Genomic DNA, 22,763 nt, shown 5'->3' with positions numbered 1-22,763 from the left:
CCGAATCAAAGGATATTGGAGTAATCCGCTTCGATCCGGTCCAGGCTCAGGTGGTTGAGGAAGTTGGAGAAGCACATCCACGCCGACAACGCGTTCATGTCGCGGAACTGCTCGGGCAGGTACTTGGGCGGCACCACCAAGCCTTCGTCCACCAATTGGCGCAAGGTCCGCATGTCCTCCAGCGTAGTCTTGCCGCAGAACAACAGCGGTATCTGCTCCAGCTTGCCTTTGCGCACGGCCAGCTGAATGTAGTTGTAAATCATGATAAAGCCCTTGAGGTAGGACAAGTCTTTGGTAAATGGCAGACCATTCGGCACCGAGCCGCGGAACACCCGACTGGCATTGCCGTAGCTTTCGGCCATTTCAAAGCCCTGAGCCCGGAAGAACTCGAATATCTGCAAGAAGTCCGCGCCCTCCTCCACCATATGAATGGCGCGGGTGCGGTTGGTGAGTTTGCGCAAGCGGCTCGGGTAGGAGGCGAAGGTGATGATTTCCATCAGGATCGCCAGGCCCTCCTGAGTCACGGTGGACGACGGCGGGCCCTTGGACAGGAACGTACAGATCGGTTGATTCAGGCCGTTGAGGGTGGTGCCCACATGTACCAGCCCTTCGTGGACTTCCAGCGCGCGCACGTCGCGATTGTTGAACATCGCGTCGGTGCGGATCTTGATGTAGTCGGCGCCGGCTGCCGCGTCAGCGACGATCCCGTCGGACTCGAACACCCGGATGGTTTCCTCGTTTTCGCCAAACACCTTGTTCAACCGATGTTGCAGCAGGTCGACGGCTTCCTTGGCGGTGAGGACTTTCGGTTCGTCCTTGAGGTCGCCACGGCCGTCGATGTTGTTCAGGTAATCGGAGAGCATCAGCCCCAGGTCAGCCAGGGTCGGGTCGCCGGCGTGAAACGCATCGGACGCCGCGCCGTACAATTCCTGGGAAATCAGCCCGAAATCCTCGGTGCCGCGCGCTTCAAGCATGCGCACCACCATGCGGTATTCCTTGCACATGCGGCGCATGATCTGCCCGACCGGGTTGAACTGGCCGAGCTGGCGGGTGATATCGCGCTCGATGTTCTGGAATTCCAGCTTCACTTTGCTGGAGTCGAACGACAGCGGTCGATTGAGGTAGTAATCGCGGTCCACGGCCGGCATTTCCTTGCCCTTGCCCTTGAGGAACCCCTTGCGAATGCTGTCATCCCACTTGACCGCATCCAGAATGCGAATCGGCGTCTGCGCCAGCACTATGCGATCGGACAACATGCGTATCGTCTGCTGGTATTCGTCCACCCGAAACTCCTGTAGTAAAACCGTTACGTGCTGAGTCTATTTGGTTTTGGCCAGGCGCTGATAGCGCACCGCTTCGACGAAGACATCGGAATTGGCCGGGTCGTCGAGGTAGGCGAACACCTGATCCAGGTTGTTGTTGATCAACACCCCGTCGCCATCTTCAGTCTGAAAGCCTTCGCCACTGAGGGCTTCTTGCCCCATGGCCTGTCTGATCTGCTCAAGGTCGAGGTTGTAGACCACCAGTTCGTGCTTATCGTTGAGCTCGAAACCGGCGATAGTGAAATGCCCGCCGAACTGTGCCGGCACCTTCGCCGACAGGTACCAGCGATTGCCATGGCGCGACACCGTAAAAGGATAGGCTTCGCGCTCATGGGGTTTGGCCTTGAAGTAGCTCACCGCCTGGTAGTGATTGTCGCCGACGCGTGTCAGTTCCAGGTTCATCGGCTCGCCCCAGGCGTTGGTGCTGGCCCATTTGCCGAGCAGCCCTTTGGGCGCGGGCTCGCTGGCGGGCAGCGACTCCTTGAAAGTCACCAGGCAGCCACTGAGCAGCAGGAACGACAAGGCGATCACAACGACACGCCAGGCTTTCATTCAACACTCCCTATCGACACACAGCCCCGACCGCTCCTTAGTGGGAGCGAGTCTGTGGCGAGGGGGCTTGCCCCCGTTGGGCTGCGAAGCAGCCCTGATGTACCAAAATATCTTGTGAGTGCTACGCACTCAAACGGGGGCAAGCCCCCTCGCCACAGGCTATCTCCCACAGGGTTGCATTCCCATGAGGGGTTACACCGACGCCAGTACCAGGTGCATGTAGCGGGTCAGGATGCCGAGCATTTCCTCTTCGGCAACAGGCTCGGCATCGTTGAGCAGGCCCTGATATTCCATCCGTCCGACAATCGCCGTCAACACTTTGGCATCTTGTTGTGGCTCGCGGGAACCCAATACTTCGAAAAGCTGGCAGGTGCCCTGCAAGAGAATCTGCTGATGGGAACGCACCAACAACGCCAGACGCGGGTTGAGCAACGCTTCCTGGCGGAAGGCTTGCTCGGCCATCAAGTGCTCGCGGCGATTGATCAATTGCCGATGAACATAGTCAGCCATCAGCCGTGCGATATCGTCCGCCAGCTGTGAGCGGGACTCGGCGGTGCCATCACCGCTGACAACCATCTCGCGCAACAGGCCTTCGTTACTGGCCCACAACCGGGCCATGTATGCCGCGCTGCGTTCCACATATTGGGCAAAGGTATCGGTGAGCAGGTCATCGATGTCCTTGAAGTAGTAGGTGGTGGCCGACAGCGGCACACAGGCCTCGGCGGCTACCGCACGGTGCCGAACGGCCCGCACGCCATCGCGCACGACAATGCGCATCGCCGCGTCGAGAATGTCCTGTCGACGCTGTTCGCTGCCCTGTCGGCTGGCCTTGCGGCCCTGGTACTGAACACTTTCAGCGACCGCAGTGGCGATACCCGCTGCACCTTCTTGAGCAATTGCACGATTCACGACAGGTATTCCTCTCTAACGTCAAAAGTAACCAATTGATACGTTTGTACCAGACAGGCAATAAAAAGCCGCCTGTTTTAGGCGGCTTTTTAATTGAAACATTTACGCTTGCGGACGCATGTGCGGGAACAGGATCACGTCGCGGATCGACGGTGAGTTGGTCAGCAACATCACCAGACGGTCGATGCCGATCCCTTCACCGGCGGTCGGCGGCATGCCGTACTCCAGCGCACGAACGAAGTCGGCGTCGTAGTGCATGGCTTCATCGTCGCCAGCGTCCTTGTCGGCCACCTGTGCCATGAAGCGCTCGGCCTGGTCTTCCGCGTCGTTCAACTCGGAGTAGGCGTTGGCGATTTCACGGCCGCCGATGAACAGTTCGAAACGGTCGGTGACGTTCGGGTTCTCGTCGTTACGACGGGCCAGCGGCGACACTTCGAACGGGTACTGGGTAATGAAGTGCGGCTGTTCCAGCTTGTGCTCGACCAGTTCTTCGAAAATCATCACCTGCAGTTTGCCCAGGCCTTCGAAGCCGAGCACCTTGGCGCCGGCCTTCTTGGCGATGGCGCGGGCCTTGTCGATGTCCTGCAGGTCGGCAGCGGTCAGTTCCGGGTTGTACTTGAGGATCGAGTCGAACACCGACAGGCGCACGAACGGCTCGCCGAAGTGGAACACCTTGTCGCCGTAAGGCACGTCGGTGCTGCCCAGAACCAGCTGCGCCAGTTCGCGGAACAGTTCCTCGGTCAGGTCCATGTTGTCTTCGTAGTCAGCGTGGGCCTGGTAGAACTCGAGCATGGTGAACTCGGGGTTGTGCCGGGTCGAAACGCCTTCGTTACGGAAGTTGCGGTTGATTTCGAAGACTTTCTCGAAGCCACCGACAACCAGACGCTTGAGGTACAGCTCCGGCGCAATACGCAGGAACATCTGCATGTCCAGCGCGTTATGGTGAGTTTCGAACGGCTTGGCCGCCGCACCACCCGGAATGGTTTGCAGCATCGGCGTTTCCACTTCCAGGAAGTCACGCTTCATCAGGAAGCTGCGGATGTGCGCAATCACTTGCGAACGCACGCGGAAGGTCTGGCGCACGTCTTCGTTGACGATCAGGTCGACGTAACGCTGGCGGTAGCGCTGCTCGGTGTCGGACAGGCCGTGGTGCTTGTCCGGCAGCGGGCGCAGGGATTTGGTCAGCAGGCGCACGTTGGTCATTTCTACGTACAGGTCGCCCTTGCCGGAACGGGCCAGGGTGCCTTCGGCGGCAATGATGTCGCCCAGGTCCCAGGTTTTCACCGCGGCCAGGGTTTCTTCGGACAGGGTTTTACGGTTGACGTAAACCTGGATGCGCCCGGACATGTCCTGAATCACCATGAACGAGCCACGGTTGAGCATGAGACGACCGGCAACCTTGACCGGGATCGCAGCCTCTGCCAGCTCTTCCTTGGTCTTGTCCGCGTACTTCTTCTGCAAGTCTTCGCAGTAGGCGTCGCGGCGGAAGTCGTTGGGGAAGGCCTGGCCCTTGGCGCGCTCGGCAGCAAGCTTTTCCTTGCGCAGGGCGATCAGGGAGTTTTCTTCCTGTTGCAGGGCTTGCGGGTCGAGTTGTAGGTCGCTCATGTCTTTAAAAATTCCATCACAGATTCGTTGCCCCCAGCCTTCGGCTGGGGATCGCTGTAGGGCGTGCCTTACAGCCCTTGTTTCAGGCTCGCCACCAGGTATTCGTCGATGTCGCCGTCGAGCACCTTGTCGCAGTCGCTGCGTTCGATGTTGGTGCGCAGATCCTTGATCCGCGAGGCATCGAGCACGTACGAACGGATCTGGTGACCCCAGCCGATGTCCGACTTGGTGTCTTCCAGGGCCTGGGAGGCGGCGTTGCGTTTCTGCACTTCCTGCTCGTACAAGCGCGCCCGCAACATTTTCATCGCGGTGTCTTTGTTGGCGTGCTGGGAGCGTTCGTTCTGGCAGCTGACCACGGTGTTGGTCGGTACGTGAGTAATCCGTACGGCCGAGTCGGTGGTGTTTACGTGCTGACCACCGGCACCGGAGGAGCGGTAGGTGTCGATGCGCAGGTCCGACGGGTTAATGTCGATTTCGATGTTGTCATCGATTTCCGGCGACACGAACACGGCCGAGAACGAGGTGTGACGACGGTTGCCGGAGTCGAACGGGCTCTTGCGCACCAGACGGTGCACGCCGATTTCGGTACGCAGCCAGCCAAAGGCGTATTCGCCCTTGATGTGCACGGTCGCGCCTTTGATACCGGCGACTTCACCGGCCGACAATTCCATGATGGTCGCGTCGAAACCGCGTTTATCCGCCCAGCGCAGGTACATGCGCAGCAGGATGTTGGCCCAGTCCTGGGCCTCGGTACCGCCGGAGCCGGCCTGGATGTCCAGGTAGGCGTTGTTCTGGTCCATCTCACCGCTGAACATACGACGGAATTCGAGTTTCTCGAGGGCTTCGCGCAGGCGCTCCACTTCAAGGGCTACGTCGTCGACGGCGGCCTGGTCTTCTTCCTCGGCAGACATCAACAGCAGGTCCTTGGCATCGGCCAGACCGCTGGACATTTCATCGAGGGTTTCTACGATCTGGGCCAGCGCAGAGCGCTCGCGACCCAGGTTCTGAGCGTACTCAGGGTTGTTCCAGACACTCGGATCTTCAAGCTCGCGATTGACTTCGGTCAGACGCTCATGCTTTTGATCGTAGTCAAAGATACCCCCGAATAGTTTCGGAGCGCTCGGACAGGTCCTTGATACTGTTAAGGATCGGGTTGATTTCCATGGCGGGCAGCACTCGTTGGCGAACTTTTGAAAGCCGGCGAGTATAACGTAATCACGCTGTCAAGGCAGCCCGCCTGGCGGCTTTAGGGGCGAATGGTTTACGGAATAACGCGGGGGGCCCGTAGCAGCTGCCGAGCCCGCGAGGCTGCATTCGGCGGCGCAGCCGTCGTAAAGTCAGACAACGCGGTCATTCAGGCAAACCGCATACACAGGACTTGCGAGGACTTCGTCCTCGAACGCAGCCTCGCGGGCTCGGCAGCTGCTACAGCGCTACAGTCAGCGGGTTACTCAATTCCCACCTGATTGCGCCCATTGTTCTTCGCCAGGTACAGCCCCTTGTCCGCCGCCAAGATCAATTGCCGGCAGTCGCTGCCCGGCTGCGGGATCACGGTCGACAGCCCGATGCTGATGGTCAGGCACGAACCTTCGGTCGGGAAAACGTGCGGGATCTTCAATCCGACCACGGTCTGGCGCAGTTTTTCCGCCACCAGCCGCGCACCGCCCGGCGAGGTGTTGGGCAAGACCAGGACGAACTCTTCGCCGCCGTAACGGGCCGGCAGGTCCGATGGCCTGGCGCTGGCGTCGCGAATGGCCGTGGCGACTTTGCGCAGGGCTTCATCGCCTTCGAGGTGGCCAAAACTGTCGTTGTAGGACTTGAAATAGTCGACATCGATCATCAGCAACGACAATTGCGTCTGGTCACGCAACGAACGCCGCCACTCCAGTTCCAGGTATTCGTCGAAGTGCCGACGGTTCGACAGCCCGGTCAGGCCGTCGGAGTTCATCAAGCGTTGCAGCACCAGGTTGGTGTCGAGCAACTGTTGCTGGCTGACCCGCAACGCACGGTACGCCGCGTCACGCTGCAGCAGGGTCATGTAGGAGCGCGAGTGATAGCGGATGCGCGCCACCAGTTCGATGTTGTCCGGCAGCTTGACCAGGTAATCGTTGGCCCCGGCGGCAAACGCCGCGCTCTTGATCAGCGGGTCTTCCTTGGTCGACAGGACAATGATCGGAATGTCCTTGGTCGCCGGGTGATTACGGTATTCGCGCACCAGGCTCAGGCCGTCCAGGCCGGGCATGACCAGGTCCTGAAGGATCACCGTCGGCTTGATGCGGATCGCCTGGGCGATGGCCTGGTGCGGGTCGGCGCAGAAGTGGAAGTCGATGTTCTCTTCGTTCGACAGACCACGGCGCACCGCCTCGCCGATCATCGCCTGATCGTCCACCAACAACACCATGGCGGCGTTTTCGTCGGTTTTGAAGTCGTCGAGCTGTAATTCATTCATGTGCGGTCACCTGAGTACTGCTTGGGCCACGATTGCTGCTAATGATAGTCATTTTTGGAAAATCTCCAGCAAACGTGGCGCTATCTTGTCCAGTGGACGGATTTCCACGGCAGCGTCGATGGCTGCGGCCGCCTTGGGCATTCCGTACACGGCACTGCTGTTCTGGTCCTGAGCGATGGTCAGGTAGCCCTGTTGGCGCATGAGTTTAAGCCCCTGGGCGCCGTCACGCCCCATACCGGTCAGTAGAACGCCCACGGCATCACCGCTCCAGTAGCTGGCCACACTCTCGAAAAACACATCGATAGAAGGCCGATAGATCTCGTTGACCGGTTCGGCGGTGTAGGCCAGCGTGCCGTTTTTCAGCAAGCGGATATGGTGATTGGTACCGGCCAGCAGGATCGTGCCGCTTTGCGGCGGTTCGCCTTCCTGGGCCAGGCGCACGTCCAGGCCGCTGGCGCTGGCCAGCCATTCGGCCATGCCGGCGGCGAACACCTGATCCACATGCTGGACCAGCACGATGGCCGCCGAAAAATCCCGGGGCAGGCCCTTGAGCAGCACTTCCAGCGCCGCCGGCCCGCCAGCGGACGAACCGATCGCCACCAGGTGCTGGCGCGAGGCCGAGTTGCGGTGCGGGCTCGGTGCCGATCGCTCCCGATTGCTGTGGTCACCGATCAACCAGCCAATGTTGAGGATCTTGCGCAGCAGCGGCGCAGCGGCTTCCTGAGGGTTACCTGCGCCCAGCGCCGGGGTATCGACCACATCCAGCGCGCCGTAGCCCATGGCTTCGAACACCCGGTGCACGTTCTGCTGACGGTCGACGGTGACGATGACGATCGCGCACGGGGTCTCGGCCATGATCCGCCGGGTCGCTTCCACGCCGTCCATCAACGGCATGATCAAGTCCATCAGGATCAGATCCGGGGTGTATTCGGTGCAACGTTGCACCGCCTCGGCCCCGTTGCTGGCAACCCAGACCACCTCGTGCGCCGGTTCGAACGCCAGGGCGCGGCGTAAAGCCTCTACCGCCATGGGCATGTCGTTGACGATGGCGATTTTCATGTTCGCGCCCCTCCAATGAGCTCAACGACTGCATCCAGTAAGGCGTCATCATGAAAACTGGCCTTGGCTAGATAATAGTCGGCGCCGGCGTCCAGTCCACGACGACGGTCTTCTTCGCGGTCCTTGTAGGACACCACCATCACCGGCAGCGATTGCAGGCGATTGTCGCGACGCAATAAAGACACCAGCTCGATGCCGTCCATGCGCGGCATGTCGATGTCGGTGATCAGCAGATCGAAATCCTCCGAACGCAGGGCATTCCAGCCATCCATACCGTCCACCGCCACGGCGACGTCGTAGCCGCGATTGAGCAGCAACTTGCGCTGCAACTCACGAACGGTCAGCGAATCGTCCACCACCAGAATCCGTTTGCGCGCGGCCTCAACGGCCTGATTGGCGTGCCGGGCAATGCGCTCCAGACGCCCGGTATTGAGCAGTTTGTCCACCGAACGCAGCATGTCTTCGACGTCGACGATCAGCACCACTGAGCCGTCGTCGAGCAAAGCCCCGGCGGAAATGTCCTGTACCTTGCCCAGACGCTCGTCCAGCGGCAGCACCACCAGCGTCCGCTCGCCGATAAACCGCTCGACCGCCACCCCGTAGATCGCCTCGCGCTCGCGCATGACCACGACTTTGAGGGTCTGCGCGCTGTTCTGGCTCGCCGGCCGATGCAACAGCTGACTGGCGGCGACCAGCCCGACATGCCGGCCTTCGTACCAAAAGTGCTGCCGGCCTTCGACCTGCACGATGTCTTCCGGCTCCAGGTCGCACATGCGCTCGATGTGCGCCAGCGGGAAGGCATACGCCTCGTCACCGACTTCCACCACCAGACTGCGCACCACCGACAGCGTCTGCGGCACTTCAAGATGGAAACGACTGCCCGCGCCCGCCGTCTGCTCCAGCACCACGGCGCCGCGCAACTGCCGGACCATGTGCTGAACCGCATCCAGCCCGACGCCGCGCCCGGACACTTCGGTGACCGTGTCGCGCAGGCTGAAACCCGGCAGAAACAGGAACGTCAGCAGCTCTTCTTCGCTCAACTGCGCGGCAGTCTCGGCTGGGGATAACTGCCGCTCGACGATCGTGCGGCGGACCTTTTCCAGGTCGACGCCATTGCCATCATCGCTCAGTTCCAGCACCAGCAGACCGGCCTGATGGGAGGCTCGCAAACGGATCACGCCTTCCTCCGGCTTGCCCGCCAAGCGTCGCTGTTCCGGGGTTTCGATGCCGTGATCCACCGCATTGCGCAGCAGGTGTGTCAGCGGTGCTTCGAGTTTTTCCAGTACGTCGCGGTCGACTTGGGTCTTGTCGCCCTCGATCTCCAGCCGCACCTGTTTGCCAAGGTTGCGCCCAAGATCGCGGACCATGCGCACTTGACCGCTCAGCACGTCGGCGAACGGCCGCATGCGACAGGCCAGCGCGGTGTCATACAACACTTGTGCGCGCTGACTGGCGTGCCAGGCGAACTCGTCCAGTTCGGCGTTTTTTTCCACCAGTAATTGCTGGGACTCGGCCAGCAATCGGCGGGCATCGCCCAAGGCTTCCTGGGCTTCGAGGCTCAAGGCATGGTCCTTGAGATGAACGTTGAGGCTTTCCAGCGCCCGCAGGCCATTGCTCTGCATGCGTTTAAGGCGCTGCATGGTGGCCAGGTGCGGCTTGAGGCGCTGGGTTTCCACCAGAGATTTACTCGACAGGTCGAGCAGGCTGTTCAAGCGCTCGGCCGTGACGCGCAATACGCGCTCGCCAGTGTCGGTGGCGCGCCTGGTCTTGGACGCAGGCTCGGCGGGCTCTGCCTGGGGTGTTTCAATGAGTGTGTCGACGGGTGTTTCGGCGGCACGACCGGGCGGCTCGACCTTGGGTGTCGGCGGTTCGAGCTGAGGTTCTGCCATCGGCAGCGCGATGGGGGCAACCGTCGCCATGTGTTCAAGCAGCCGTCCCATCAAGACGACATAAGCGTCGATATCCGCAGGCGCCGGAGCATTGTTCGGCGTCGCAATCCGCATCAGCAGATCGGTGCCCTGCAACAGCGCATCAATGTGTTCGGGTCGCAGGTACAGGCGCCCTTCCTGGGCGCTGACCAGGTAATCCTCCATCACATGGGCAACGCTGACCCCGGCATCGACGCCGACAATCCGCGCCGCGCCCTTGAGCGAATGGGCCGCGCGCATGCACGACTCGAGGTAATCAGCCTGGGTCGGATCGCGCTCCAGCGCCAGCAGACCGGCGCTCAGCACCAGGGTCTGGGCCTCGGCTTCCAGGCTGAACAGCTCCAGCAAGGAGGCGTCACGCATTTGGTCGGGGGTCATGTGAGGCTCCGGGTCACGGCAGACAGCAGCTGCTCTTCATCCAGCCAACGCAGGCTGCGACCTTTGAATGGCAAGACTCCGCGGGTGTATTTGGCGCTGGCCTGGGTGCCGGACTGGGACGCTGCATCGAGAATGCGCTCGTCGATGGCGTGAATCCCGTCCACTTCGTCCACCGGCACCACCACCGGCCCGCCGTGGGCGGCGATGATCAGCATCCGCGGCGTTACCCGCGCGCCGGGCGCCACGCTACTGGTGTCGTCGAGCCCCAACAGCTCCACCAAAGACAGGCACGCCACCAAGGCACCGCGCACATTCGCCACGCCGAGCAATGCCCGGGAACGCTGGTGCGGCAAGGAATGGATCGCTTGCAGCGGCGCCACTTCGACCAGGCTGCGAGTGGCCAGGCCCAGCCACTCTTCGCCGAGGCGAAACATCAGCAGCGAGCGGGTTTTCACCTCGCTCTCGGCCACCGTCGAGATTTGCCCACGATCGCCCTGCGACAAGGCGTAACGGTCGAGCAAGCGTGTGGCGGCAGCCGAATACACCGCGCAATTGCGGCAATGAATGTGCTCGCTCAGCAGCGGACAGGACTGGTCGCCGTGGATACCGATGCGGTTCCAGCAATCGTCGATGGCCTGGGCATCTTCATGGGTGACGCTCAAGGTGTCGGAGGCGTTCATCGTTTACGCTCACTGTCAGCGGCGCGCTCGCTGCGGGCGGCGCGGGCCTGCAATCGTCTGGCACCCGCCGTGTCGCCCTGGGATTGTAGCAAGACCGCCAGGTGCATCAACGCGTCGGGATGTTGCGGTTCGAGGTACAACGCCTTGCGATAAAAACCCTGGGCCTCCAGGGCACTGCCGGCGACATCGCTGAGCAGCCCCAGCCAATAGAACACTTGGGCCACCGGTTCGTGACTGCGCAAATAACTTTCGCACGCGGCGCGGGCCTCGGCACTTTTGCCTTCATTGGCCAGCGCGGCGATATTCGCCAACAGCGTGGCGGCGTCCGAAGAAGTGGCCGAAGGGGTGGCGGCAGCCTGAGGCATCGGCACGACCGTCGCGAAAGGCCGACTGCGCACAGGCGGCGGAGTCACGCTGCGCAACGGTTGCTGCACTGGCAGCGACATCGGCGCGAAGGTCGCAGGCAGCTCGAGCGCGCTCTGGCGACTGAAGGCAAACGACTGCGGGATACCGATCGAGCGCATGCCGAAACGGCCGAGCAGACTGCCCTCGGCCGGGCCGATAAATAGCACGCCGTCGACGTGAGTCAGACGCTTGAGCACTTCGAACACTTGCTGCTGGGTCGGCTGGTCGAAATAAATCAGCAGGTTGCGACAGAACACGAAGTCATAGGGCGGCTCGTTGACCAGCAAGGTCGGATCCAGCAGGTTACCGACCTGTAAACGCACCTGTTCAAGCACGCGCCCGCTGAGGCGATAGTTGTCGTGTTCAGCGGTGAAATGGCGCTCGCGAAACTCGATGTCCTGGCCACGAAACGAATTTTTGCCGTACAGCGCGAGCCTGGCCTTTTCCACCGACAGCGGACTGACGTCTATGCCGTCGACCTTGAACTGGTGCGGCGCCAGCCCCGCATCAAGCAATGCCATGGCGATCGAGTACGGTTCTTCGCCGGTAGAACACGGCAAGCTGAGAATCCGCAGGGCGCGCATGTTGTTGATCGCCGCCAGCCGCTTGGCTGCCAGCTTCGCCAGCGTGGCGAAGGATTCCGGGTAACGGAAAAACCAGGTTTCGGGGACGATCACCGCTTCGATCAGCGCCTGCTGTTCGTCGCGCGAGCCCAGCAAAGTGTGCCAGTACTCATCGGCCGTCCGCGCCCGAACCGCCGTGATGCGCTGGCGCACCGCGCGCTCGATGAGCGCCGGGCCGACCGAGCCGACATCCAGGCCGATACGCTCCTTGAGGAAATCGAAAAACCGTTGATCGCTGCTCATCCCTGCTCCTCAAACTGCGCCAGGTCCAGCGGCGGCGAGGGAAACAATAAGGCGCGAACCTGTGCATCCAGTAAATCGGCAACCCGCACCCATTGCAGTAGCCCCTGGGCATCTTCGCGCACCGGGCCGAGGTACGGCGCCTGGCGATTGTCCAGGCCATAAGGCTGAAAGTCCGCCGGGTTGCAGCGCAACGTGTCGGTGACCTGCTCCAGAATCAGCCCGAGCAATTGCGCAGGCGTCGCCTCATCCGGCCGATAGTGCACCAACACCAGCCGCGTGCTGGTGCGGGCCTGGGCCGGTTGGCCAAACGTCAGCGCGCTGAGGTCGATCACCGGCACCACCGCGCCGCGATAGGCGAACACCCCCGCCACCCAGTCTGGCGCCCGGGGAATGGGTTTCAACGGCAGTTGCGGCAGCACTTCGGCCACCTCGATGGCCTGCAAGGCGTAGCGCTCGTTGCCGATGCGGAACACCAGAAACAACGACTGCTTCGCCGGCATCGCCACGCCGCGCCTGGCCGTAAGTTCGCTCATCAGACTTTGAATCGCGAGACACCGCCACGCAGCCCGACGGCCACCTGGCTCAGTTCGTCGATGGCGAAACTGGCCTGGCGCAAGGACTCAACCGTCTGGCTGCTGGCATCGCCCAACTGCACCAGCGCGTGATTGATCTGCTCGGCGCCGGTGGCCTGGGCCTGCATGCCTTCGTTGACCATCAACACCCGTGGCGCCAGCGCCTGGACCTGATGAATGATCTGCGACAGCTGCTCGCCCACCTGCTGCACCTCGGACATGCCGCGGCGCACTTCCTCAGAGAACTTGTCCATGCCCATGACCCCAGCCGACACCGCCGACTGGATCTCGCGCACCATCTGCTCGATGTCGTAGGTAGCCACTGCCGTCTGATCTGCCAGACGCCGCACTTCGGTGGCGACCACGGCAAACCCGCGACCGTATTCACCGGCCTTCTCGGCTTCGATCGCGGCGTTCAGGGACAACAGGTTGGTCTGGTCGGCGACTTTGACGATGGTCACCACCACTTGGTTGATGTTGCCGGCCTTCTCATTGAGGATCGCCAGTTTGGCATTCACCAGATCTGCCGCGCCCATCACCGAGTGCATGGTGTCTTCCATGCGCGCCAGGCCTTGCTGGCCAGAACCGGCCAGCACCGAAGCCTGGTCGGCGGCGGTGGAGACTTCGGTCATGGTGCGCACCAGGTCGCGTGAGGTGGCGGCAATTTCACGGGATGTCGCACCGATTTCGGTGGTGGTGGCTGCGGTTTCGGTGGCGGTAGCCTGTTGCTGCTTGGAGGTCGCGGCGATTTCGGTGACCGACGTGGTGACCTGCACCGAGGAGCGCTGGGCCTGGGACACCAACGAGGTGAGCTCGGTCATCATGTCGTTGAAGCCGGTTTCCACCGCGCCGAACTCGTCCTTGCGATCAAGATTCAGGCGACTGCTGAGATCGCCCGTGCGCATGACTTCGAGGATATCCACAATGCGATTCATCGGCGCCATGATCGCGCGCATCAACAGCAGGCCGCAGAGGCCGGCGGCGATGATTGCCACCAGCAAAGAGACGCCCATGCTGATTTTGGCGGCCGTCACCGCGTCACTGATGGCCAGCGTGGATTGTTCAGCCAGGGCGTGATTATTTTCAAGAAGGCTGTTCAATTGCTTGCGCCCATTGACCCAGGCCGGCGTCAGTTTTTGCTCCAGGGCAAGAACCGCCTGGTCGTACTCTTTGCGCTGATAGAGATCGAGAACGTTGGTCATTTCTTTGTTGTAGAGCTGGTGACGCACTTCGAACTCGTCGAACAGGACCCGATCGTCCTCCGTGAAAATGGTTTTGCGGTAGTTGCCTATTTGCTCGTTCAAGCGCTCTTCGAAGCTTTTGTACATGGTCTGGTCGGCGACGGTCATTTCGCGATGCCCGGAAAGGCCGACAAGTTGTTGGGTGAGGTTAAAACTGTCGACCCACGCACCGCGGATCATCGAACTGTAATACACCCCCGGGACCGCATCGGTGCGGACCGATTCTGCGCCGGCGTCGATCTTCATCAGCCGAGAAAAAGACACCACAACCATCAGCAGCATGATTGCGATAATTACCGCAAAGCTCGCCAAAATGCGTTGGCGCAACGTCCAGTTCTTCACAGTCAGTCCTCGGTGCGGGTCAAATTGCGGGGGAGTATAGCTGAGGGCGATGTTTCATTTATAAGACGCTGAGCATCGTTTCTCATCCCGCCAATAAAAAGCCGGGATTCGGCAGAAACATCAAATCCCGCATTGGAAATTTGTCGACCGTGACATCGGGCACTAGTCTGGATAAACCCATGACACAGCCCGGCCTCAGTCAGCCTCCCACAAAGCGCACTACGCTAATAACAAGCCACTCGTGGCGAACTACCCCGTTCAACGCTGTCCCGACCCTAATTAAAGAAGAGGGAAACCCCATGTTCGAACACAAGACCGCACTGCTCAGTGCAATCGCTACGGCGCTTCTGGCCAGCGCCAGCCTGCAGGCCGCCGAACCGCTGAAAGCCGTCGGTGCCGGCGAAGGTCAGCTGGATATCGTTGCCTGGCCCGGCTATATCGAACGGGGCGAAAGCGACAAGGCCTACGACTGGGTCAGCGCTTTCGAGAAGGAAACCGGCTGCAAGGTCAACGTCAAGACGGCCGGCACGTCCGATGAAATGGTCAGCCTGATGGCCAAGGGCGGTTACGACCTGGTGACGGCGTCCGGCGATGCCTCCCTGCGCTTGATCGCCGGCAAGCGTGTCCAGCCGATCAACACCGCATTGATCCCCAACTGGAAGAATCTCGATCCGCGCCTGAAGGATGGGCCGTGGTACGTGGTCGACAAGCAAACCTATGGCACCCCGTACCAATGGGGGCCGAATGTGCTCATGTACAACACCAACGTGTTCAAACAGCCGCCGACCAGTTGGAGCGTGATACTCGAAGAGCAGAAACTGCCCGACGGCAAATCCAACAAGGGCCGCGTGCAGGCGTATGACGGCCCGATCTACATCGCGGACGCGGCGCTGTACCTGAAAACCGCCAAGCCGGAACTGGGCATCAAGGACCCTTACCTGCTCAACGAAAAACAGTACCAGGCCGTTCTCGACCTGCTGCGCAACCAGCAAAAGTTGATCCACCGCTACTGGCACGACACCACCGTGCAGATGAGTGACTTCAAGAACGAAGGCGTGGTGGCTTCCAGTTCCTGGCCGTATCAGGTCAACGGCCTGATGAACGAGAAACAGCCAGTCGCCTCGACCATCCCCAAAGAAGGCGCCACCGGATGGGCCGATACCACCATGATGCACGCTGAAGCCAAGCACCCGAACTGTGCTTACAAATGGATGGACTGGTCGCTGACGCCGAAGGTCCAGGGCGATGTATCCGCCTGGTTCGGCTCGCTGCCGGCGGTTCCGGCGGCGTGCAAGGCAAGCGAACTGTTGGGGACCGAGGGGTGCAAGACCAACGGTTTCGACCAGTTCGACAAGATCGCCTTCTGGAAAACCCCGCAGGCTGAGGGTGGCAAGTTTGTGCCTTATAGCCGCTGGACCCAGGATTACATTGCGATTATGGGAGGCAGGTAATACACCCCCTTGTGGCGAGGGAGCTTTGTGGCGAGGGGGCTTGCCCCCGTTGGGTGGCGAAGCCGCCCTGGAACCAGTCACCGCGGTCTAGCAGATAAACCGCGCTCTCCTTTTCAGGGCTGCTACGCAGCCCAACGGGGGCAGGCCCCCTCGCCACAGTGAGCATTCCAGCTAAAAAAGCACACCGATTCAGCTTTTTCAGAAGTCCAGGCAAGGGCCGCTGTGATGGCCCCCGCTTTTTGGGAGCACCGTATCCATGACGCTTGCAGTCCAGTTCACCAACGTTTCCCGTCAGTTCGGTGAGGTGAAGGCCGTTGACCGGGTTTCCATCGACATCCAGGACGGCGAGTTCTTTTCCCTGCTGGGCCCTTCTGGCTCGGGTAAAACCACCTGCCTGCGCCTGATCGCCGGTTTCGAACAGCCGAGCACCGGCTCCATCCGCATCCATGGCTTGGAGGCCGCCGGGCTGCCGCCGTATCAGCGCGACGTGAACACCGTGTTCCAGGATTACGCGCTGTTCCCGCACATGAACGTACTCGACAACGTCGCCTATGGTTTGAAAGTCAAAGGCGTCGGCAAGACCGAACGCCACAAACGTGCCGAAGAAGCCCTCGACATGGTCGCCCTCAATGGCTACGGCGAGCGCAAACCGGTGCAACTCTCGGGCGGCCAACGCCAGCGTGTAGCCCTGGCTCGCGCGTTGGTCAATCGCCCTCGCGTGTTGTTGCTCGACGAACCACTCGGGGCGCTGGACCTGAAGCTGCGCGAGCAAATGCAAGGCGAACTGAAGAAGCTGCAACGTCAGCTCGGCATCACCTTTATCTTCGTCACCCACGACCAGACCGAAGCGTTGTCGATGTCCGACCGCGTGGCGGTGTTCAACAAGGGGCGTATCGAACAGGTCGACACGCCGCGCCACCTCTATATGAAACCGACAACCACCTTCGTCGCCGAATTCGTCGGCACGTCCAATGTGATACGCGGTGATCTGGCCCGGCAGTTGAGCGGCAATCCTCAGCCGTTTTCGATCCGCCCCGAACACGTGCGTTTCGCCGAAGGGCCGCTGGCCAGCCATGAAATAGAAGTCAGCGGCCTGCTCCACGACATCCAGTACCAGGGCAGCGCCACCCGCTATGAACTGAAACTGGAAAACGGCCAGACCCTGAACATCAGCCAGGCCAACGTCCAGTGGCTGGACGTCAGCGCGCAACACCAGCCCGGGCAACGCATCAGCGCTCGTTGGGCGCGCGAGGCGATGATCCCGCTGCACGACAATGTTGTAGGCGGGGTATGAGATGGACAGCGTGATCTCTCGAACCCCGGCCAACGGCTCGCCGCTGCGCCGGTTTTCCAACCTGCTGTACCGGCGGCCGAACCTGTATCTGTCGCTGCTGCTGGTGCCGCCGCTGTTGTGGTTTGGCGCGATCTACCTCGGCTCGCTGCTGACGTTGTTGTGGCAAGGCTTCTACACCTTCGATGACTTCACCATGACGGTCACCCCCGACCTGACCCTGGCGAACTTCGCAGCGCTGTTCCAGCCATCGAACTTCGACATCATCCTGCGCACCCTGAGCATGGCCATCGTCGTGTCGATCGCCAGTGCAATCGTGGCCTTCCCGATTGCCTACTACATGGCGCGCTACACCAGCGGCAACACCAAGGCGTTTTTCTACATCGCGGTGATGATGCCGATGTGGGCCAGTTACATCGTCAAGGCCTATGCCTGGACCTTGCTGCTGGCCAAGGGCGGCGTGGCCCAATGGTTCGTTCAATACCTCAACCTGGAGCCGGTGTTGCAGTTCGTACTCGGGATGCCGGGAGTGGGTGGCAGCACCCTGTCGACCTCGCATCTGGGGCGGTTCATGGTGTTCGTTTATATCTGGCTGCCGTTCATGATCCTGCCTATCCAGGCGTCACTGGAACGCCTGCCGCCGTCCTTGCTGCAAGCTTCGGCGGATCTGGGCGCCAAGCCGCGTCAGACCTTCATGCAAGTGATTCTGCCGCTGTCGATTCCGGGGATCGCGGCCGGTTCGATTTTCACGTTTTCACTGACACTGGGCGACTTCATCGTGCCGCAACTGGTGGGCCCACCGGGCTACTTCGTCGGCAGCATGGTCTACGCCCAGCAAGGGGCGATCGGCAACATGCCGATGGCGGCGGCCTTCACGCTGGTGCCGATCGTGCTGATCGCCATTTACCTGTCCATCGTCAAACGCCTGGGGGCCTTCGATGCGCTCTGACGCTTCCTCTCAAGACCGGGCATCCCTGGGCCTGCGCATCGCCGCCTGGGGCGGGTTGCTGTTCTTGCACTTCCCGATCCTGATCATCTTCCTCTATGCCTTCAACACCGAAGACGCGGCGTTCAGCTTTCCGCCCAAGGGCTTCACCCTGAAGTGGATCGCCGTGGCGTTCTCGCGGCCCGACGTACTGGAGGCGATCAAGCTGTCGCTGCAGATCGCCGCCATCGCCACACTGATTGCGCTGATCCTCGGCACCCTCGCCTCGGCGGCGTTGTACCGGCGGGACTTCTTCGGCAAGCAAGGTATTTCGCTGATGCTGATCCTGCCGATCGCATTGCCGGGGATCATCACCGGGATCGCGTTGCTGGCGACCTTCAAGACGCTGGGGATCGAGCCGGGGGTATTCACCATCGTGATCGGTCACGCGACCTTCTGTGTGGTGATCGTCTACAACAACGTCATCGCCCGGTTACGCCGCACGTCATATAGCTTGATCGAGGCGTCGATGGACCTCGGCGCCGACGGCTGGCAGACCTTCCGCTACATCGTCCTGCCGAACCTCGGCTCGGCGTTGCTGGCTGGCGGCATGCTGGCGTTTGCCCTGTCGTTCGACGAAATCATCGTCACCACCTTCACCGCCGGCCACGAACGCACCTTGCCGTTGTGGCTGCTCAACCAGCTCAGCCGCCCTCGGGACGTGCCGGTGACCAATGTCGTGGCGATGCTGGTCATGATGGTGACCATGTTGCCGATTCTCGGCGCGTATTACCTGACCCGTGGTGGGGAAAGCGTTGCGGGCAGTGGCGGGAAATAACTGACAACTCATTTCCCACAGAGGAAATACAACAGCTTCGGAGGACAACGCCATGCAAACCAAACTCTTGATCAATGGCCAACTGGTCGCCGGCGACGGCCCCGCCCAAGCCGTGTTCAACCCGGCCCTCGGTCGTGTGCTGGTGGAAATCAACGAAGCCAGCGAAGCCCAGGTCGACGCCGCCGTGCGCGCTGCCGATAGCGCCTTCGAAGGCTGGTCGCAAACCACGCCGAAAGAACGCTCGCTGTTGCTGCTCAAACTCGCCGACATCATCGAAGCCCATGGCCAAGAGCTGGCCAAACTGGAGTCGGACAACTGCGGCAAACCCTACAGCGCCGCGCTGAACGACGAGATCCCGGCGATTGCCGACGTGTTCCGATTCTTCGCCGGCGCCAGCCGTTGCCTGAGCGGAGCACTGGGCGGTGAATACTTGCCCGGCCATACCTCGATGATCCGCCGCGACCCGGTGGGCGTGATTGCCTCTATCGCGCCGTGGAACTACCCGCTGATGATGCTCGCCTGGAAAATCGCCCCGGCCCTGGCCGCCGGTAATACCGTGGTGCTCAAACCGTCGGAACAAACCCCGCTGACCGCCCTGCGCTTGGCAGAACTGGCGTCGGAAATTTTCCCGGCGGGCGTGCTTAACCTGGTGTACGGCCGTGGTCCTACGGTCGGTACCCCACTGGTCACTCACCCGAAAGTGCGCATGGTGTCGCTGACCGGCTCTATCGCCACCGGCTCAAATATCATTTCCAGCACTGCCGGCAACGTCAAACGCATGCACATGGAACTGGGTGGCAAGGCGCCGGTGATCATCTTCGACGATGCCGACATCGACGCCGCCGTGGAAGGCATTCGCACCTTCGGTTTCTACAACGCCGGGCAGGACTGCACCGCCGCCTGCCGCATCTACGCCCAGGCTGGCATCTACGACACCTTCGTCGAGAAGCTCGGCGCCGCGGTCAGCAGCCTCAAGTACGGCGTGCAGGATGATCCATCGACGGAGCTGGGCCCATTGATCAGCGCGCAACATCGCGACCGCGTGACCGGGCTTGTCGAGCGAGCCATGGCGCAACCGCACATTCGCTTGATCACCGGCGGCAAGCCAGTGGAAGGCAATGGCTTCTTCTTTGAGCCAACGGTGTTGGCCGACGTGCAACAGGACGACGAGATCGTGCGCCGCGAAGTGTTCGGGCCGGTGGTATCGGTAACCAAATTCACCGATGAAGCGCAGGCGCTGGCCTGGGCCAACGATTCGGACTACGGCCTGGCGTCGTCAGTCTGGACCTCGGACGTCGGCCGCGCCCATCGCCTGTCTGCGCGCCTGCAGTATGGCTGCACCTGGGTAAACACCCACTTCATGCTGGTCAGCGAAATGCCGCACGGTGGTCAGAAACTGTCCGGTTATGGCAAGGACATGTCCATGTATGGGTTGGAGGATTACACGGTTGTAAGGCATGTGATGTTCAAGCATTAAAAGCAAAAAGATCGCTGCCTGCGGCAGTTCTCCTGTAAGCGCTGCCGCAGGCCGCGATCTTTTGCTCAACGGACAAAGCCTTTACACCTCAAAACCGCGAAACACTCCTCATCGCATCCACCAGATAGCGCATCGCAATCCGGTCACTCTCCGACAGCTCGCGATAGCGCTCCACCAACTTCAACTCCTCCGAACTGAGACGACGCCTTCGCCGCCCGGTGGCCAGGCAGGGAAAGAGTCCTAACATTTCAGTGATGCCTTGTACTTTCGACATGGACGATGTCCTTCTATACGTCAGAGAAAACTGCAAAACCGCATCGCCCTATCACTTTCAGCGGCCGTCTTGTGTGCACTGAACCCACCGGCCTGAAGGGCCGAAACCGGTCATGCCCATAGAATAGAAATTAAATCGGCGCTGAAAAGCGGTTTTTAGAGTAATTAGTCGAAAAAAGCAGATATGCCCTATAAATCAGAAAGTGCTGTGAGAAACGTTACCTGACATGTCTTGTTTCATTGCCGCGCTGTCGCGGTGCTATCAATCATTTTTGCTCTGTAATCGAACGGTTTAAGCTATTTGGCATCTGTTCTAAAGTCCGTAGCGTTTGGCCGAAGGCATGTCCGAACCGTTATTTCTGATCCAGCACGTGCCAGGAACGGCGCGGGATTATTCACGACAGGTTGTACTTATGCACCGCAGGAATTTGCTCAAAGCCTCCATGGCCATCGCGGCTTACACCGGTCTCTCGGCCACCGGCCTGCTGGCCGCAAACGCCTGGGCCGGTAGCGGCACTGCCGATGGCGACGCTCAGGCGTTCGACTTCGAAGCGCTGAAGAGCCAGGCCAAACAGCTCGCCGGCAAGCCGTATCAGGACACCAAACAGGTGCTGCCGCCGACGCTGGCGACCATGACGCCGCAGAACTTCAACGCAATCCGCTACGACGGCAATCACTCGCTGTGGAAGGATCTGAAAGGTCAGCTGGACGTGCAGTTTTTCCACGTCGGCATGGGTTTCAAGCAGCCGGTGCGCATGTACAGCGTCGATCCCAAGACTCGACTGGCGCGCGAGGTGCATTTCCGCCCGTCGCTGTTCAACTACGAAAAAACCACCGTAGACACCCAACAGCTCAAGGGCGACCTGGGGTTTTCCGGGTTCAAGCTGTTCAAGGCCCCGGAGCTGGATCAGCACGACGTCTTGTCGTTCCTCGGCGCCAGCTATTTCCGTGCGGTAGACGCCACCGGTCAGTACGGTTTGTCGGCCCGCGGCCTGGCAATCGACACCTACGCCAAGAAGCGTGAAGAATTCCCGGACTTCACCAAGTTCTGGTTCGAGACACCGGACAAGGACAGCACCCGATTCGTGGTGTACGCCCTGCTCGATTCGCCAAGCGCCACCGGAGCCTACCGTTTTGACATCGATTGCCAGGCCGAGCGCGTGGTGATGGAAGTCGACGCCCACGTCAATGCCCGCACCGCCATCGAGCAACTGGGTATCGCACCGATGACCAGCATGTTCAGCTGCGGCACCCACGAGCGCCGTATGTGCGACACCATTCACCCGCAAATCCACGACTCCGATCGCCTGGCCATGTGGCGCGGCAACGGCGAGTGGATCTGCCGTCCGCTGAACAACCCGGCCACCCTGCAATTCAACGCCTTCGCCGACACCGACCCGAAAGGCTTTGGTCTGGTGCAGACCGACCATGAATTCGACAGTTATCAGGACACCGTCGACTGGTACAGCAAGCGCCCGAGCCTGTGGGTAGAACCTACGACCGCGTGGGGCGAAGGCTCTATCGATTTGCTGGAAATTCCTACGACCGGCGAAACCCTGGACAACATCGTCGCGTTCTGGACGCCGAAGAAACCGGTCGCCGCCGGTGACTCCCTGAACTACGGCTACAAGCTCTACTGGAGCGCCCTGCCACCGACGGGTACGCCGCTGGCACGGGTCAACGCGACCCGTTCGGGCATGGGCGGCTTTGTCGAAGGCTGGGCACCGGGTGAGCATTATCCTGAAGTCTGGGCACGCCGCTTTGCCGTGGACTTCACCGGCGGCGGGCTGGACCGCTTGCCCGAAGGCGCGGGGATCGAACCGGTGGTGACCTGCTCGAACGGTCAGGTGAAGGATTTCAACGTGCTGGTGCTCGATGACATCAAGGGCTACCGAATCACCTTTGACTGGTACCCGACCAATGACAGCGTGGCGCCGGTAGAACTGCGGTTGTTCATTCGCACCAATGACCGCACGTTGAGTGAAACCTGGCTGTACCAGTATTTCCCGCCGGCGCCGGATAAGCGCAAGTACACCTGATATAGCAAAATCAAAAGATCGCAGCCTTCGGCAGCTCCTACAGGGTTGCATGTATCCTACAAAATCGCGGTCGGACGCGGGCAATGTAGGAGCTGCCGAATGCTGCGATCTTTTGGCGTTAAAAAGCCCCGGACAACCCGACCGGGGCTTTTTGGTTTTAC

At 60.9% G+C, this 22,763-nt stretch carries 19 protein-coding genes; 6 read left to right on the top strand and 13 right to left on the bottom strand.

Annotated features, from left to right (window positions below; genetic code table 11):
- Positions 1-5: 5 nt before the first annotated feature.
- The 12 genes from ACEN9A_RS04625 to ACEN9A_RS04570 all read right to left on the bottom strand — a co-directional run bounded on the left by ACEN9A_RS04625 (position 6) and on the right by ACEN9A_RS04570 (position 14,308).
- A complete protein-coding gene (locus ACEN9A_RS04625; RefSeq protein WP_172901247.1) occupies positions 6-1,256 on the bottom strand; it encodes a flavohemoglobin expression-modulating QEGLA motif protein in 1,251 nt (416 codons plus the stop codon).
- A 63-nt stretch (positions 1,257-1,319) separates the two neighbouring features.
- On the bottom strand, positions 1,320-1,874 hold the full coding sequence (locus ACEN9A_RS04620; protein ID WP_258672454.1) for a hypothetical protein: 555 nt from the start codon (positions 1,872-1,874) through the stop codon (positions 1,320-1,322).
- A 192-nt stretch (positions 1,875-2,066) separates the two neighbouring features.
- On the bottom strand, positions 2,067-2,783 hold the full coding sequence (locus ACEN9A_RS04615) for a TetR/AcrR family transcriptional regulator (RefSeq protein ID WP_019651827.1): 717 nt from the start codon (positions 2,781-2,783) through the stop codon (positions 2,067-2,069).
- Between the two features lie 102 nt (positions 2,784-2,885).
- Positions 2,886-4,388 carry a lysine--tRNA ligase gene (lysS, locus tag ACEN9A_RS04610; protein ID WP_019651828.1) on the bottom strand — a complete coding sequence of 501 codons (1,503 nt, stop codon included), beginning with the start codon at positions 4,386-4,388 and terminating at the stop codon, positions 2,886-2,888.
- A 68-nt stretch (positions 4,389-4,456) separates the two neighbouring features.
- Positions 4,457-5,552, bottom strand: a protein-coding gene (gene prfB, locus ACEN9A_RS04605) for a peptide chain release factor 2 (RefSeq protein ID WP_096481021.1) whose coding sequence is annotated in 2 segments (ribosomal slippage) — positions 4,457-5,479 and positions 5,481-5,552 — 1,095 coding nt in all. Because the reading frame shifts where the segments join, the coding sequence is not laid out codon by codon here.
- Positions 5,553-5,835: 283 nt separating this feature from the next.
- Entirely contained in the window at positions 5,836-6,837 is a 1,002-nt protein-coding gene (locus ACEN9A_RS04600; protein ID WP_018926681.1) for a response regulator, read from the bottom strand.
- A 48-nt stretch (positions 6,838-6,885) separates the two neighbouring features.
- Positions 6,886-7,896: a chemotaxis response regulator protein-glutamate methylesterase gene (locus ACEN9A_RS04595; RefSeq protein WP_258672453.1), complete on the bottom strand. Its 1,011-nt coding sequence runs from the start codon at positions 7,894-7,896 to the stop codon at positions 6,886-6,888.
- On the bottom strand, positions 7,893-10,202 hold the full coding sequence (locus ACEN9A_RS04590) for a hybrid sensor histidine kinase/response regulator (protein ID WP_258672452.1): 2,310 nt from the start codon (positions 10,200-10,202) through the stop codon (positions 7,893-7,895). Before ACEN9A_RS04590 ends, ACEN9A_RS04595 begins: the two co-directional genes overlap by 4 nt.
- A complete protein-coding gene (locus ACEN9A_RS04585; protein WP_018926684.1) occupies positions 10,199-10,882 on the bottom strand; it encodes a chemotaxis protein CheW in 684 nt (227 codons plus the stop codon). The genes ACEN9A_RS04590 and ACEN9A_RS04585 overlap by 4 nt, the downstream gene beginning before the upstream one ends.
- A complete protein-coding gene (locus ACEN9A_RS04580; RefSeq protein WP_258672451.1) occupies positions 10,879-12,153 on the bottom strand; it encodes a CheR family methyltransferase in 1,275 nt (424 codons plus the stop codon). Before ACEN9A_RS04580 ends, ACEN9A_RS04585 begins: the two co-directional genes overlap by 4 nt.
- On the bottom strand, positions 12,150-12,686 hold the full coding sequence (locus tag ACEN9A_RS04575; RefSeq protein ID WP_018926686.1) for a chemotaxis protein CheW: 537 nt from the start codon (positions 12,684-12,686) through the stop codon (positions 12,150-12,152). The genes ACEN9A_RS04580 and ACEN9A_RS04575 overlap by 4 nt, the downstream gene beginning before the upstream one ends.
- On the bottom strand, positions 12,686-14,308 hold the full coding sequence (locus tag ACEN9A_RS04570; RefSeq protein WP_258672450.1) for a methyl-accepting chemotaxis protein: 1,623 nt from the start codon (positions 14,306-14,308) through the stop codon (positions 12,686-12,688). The genes ACEN9A_RS04575 and ACEN9A_RS04570 overlap by 1 nt, the downstream gene beginning before the upstream one ends.
- A 299-nt stretch (positions 14,309-14,607) precedes the next feature.
- On the opposite strand from ACEN9A_RS04570, the gene ydcS reads away from it, so the two are divergent.
- The 5 genes from ydcS to ACEN9A_RS04545 all read left to right on the top strand — a co-directional run bounded on the left by ydcS (position 14,608) and on the right by ACEN9A_RS04545 (position 20,290).
- Entirely contained in the window at positions 14,608-15,759 is a 1,152-nt protein-coding gene (gene ydcS, locus ACEN9A_RS04565; RefSeq protein ID WP_258672449.1) for a putative ABC transporter substrate-binding protein YdcS, read from the top strand.
- Positions 15,760-16,015: 256 nt separating this feature from the next.
- Complete coding sequence (locus tag ACEN9A_RS04560) at positions 16,016-17,053, top strand: ABC transporter ATP-binding protein (RefSeq protein ID WP_258672448.1); 1,038 nt, start codon at positions 16,016-16,018, stop codon at positions 17,051-17,053.
- Between the two features lies 1 nt (position 17,054).
- Positions 17,055-17,999, top strand: a complete 945-nt coding sequence (locus ACEN9A_RS04555) for an ABC transporter permease (protein ID WP_019581622.1) — start codon at positions 17,055-17,057, stop codon at positions 17,997-17,999.
- A complete protein-coding gene (locus ACEN9A_RS04550) occupies positions 17,989-18,813 on the top strand; it encodes an ABC transporter permease (protein WP_019581623.1) in 825 nt (274 codons plus the stop codon). The genes ACEN9A_RS04555 and ACEN9A_RS04550 overlap by 11 nt, the downstream gene beginning before the upstream one ends.
- Before the next feature lie 52 nt (positions 18,814-18,865).
- Positions 18,866-20,290, top strand: coding sequence for a gamma-aminobutyraldehyde dehydrogenase (locus ACEN9A_RS04545; RefSeq protein WP_258672447.1), 1,425 nt, complete (start codon positions 18,866-18,868; stop codon positions 20,288-20,290).
- Positions 20,291-20,378: 88 nt separating this feature from the next.
- On the opposite strand, the gene ACEN9A_RS04540 is transcribed toward ACEN9A_RS04545, so the two are convergent.
- A complete protein-coding gene (locus ACEN9A_RS04540) occupies positions 20,379-20,564 on the bottom strand; it encodes a hypothetical protein (RefSeq protein ID WP_007940616.1) in 186 nt (61 codons plus the stop codon).
- A gap of 412 nt (positions 20,565-20,976) precedes the next feature.
- Between ACEN9A_RS04540 and ACEN9A_RS04535 the strand changes: the two genes are divergently transcribed.
- Positions 20,977-22,602, top strand: coding sequence for a glucan biosynthesis protein D (locus ACEN9A_RS04535; protein ID WP_019581625.1), 1,626 nt, complete (start codon positions 20,977-20,979; stop codon positions 22,600-22,602).
- Positions 22,603-22,763 lie beyond the last annotated feature (161 nt).

Source organism: Pseudomonas sp. Pseusp18 (assembly GCF_059506005.1).
Note: the sequence above shows the minus strand (reverse complement) of the source record. Positions and strands in the feature narration are given on the sequence as shown.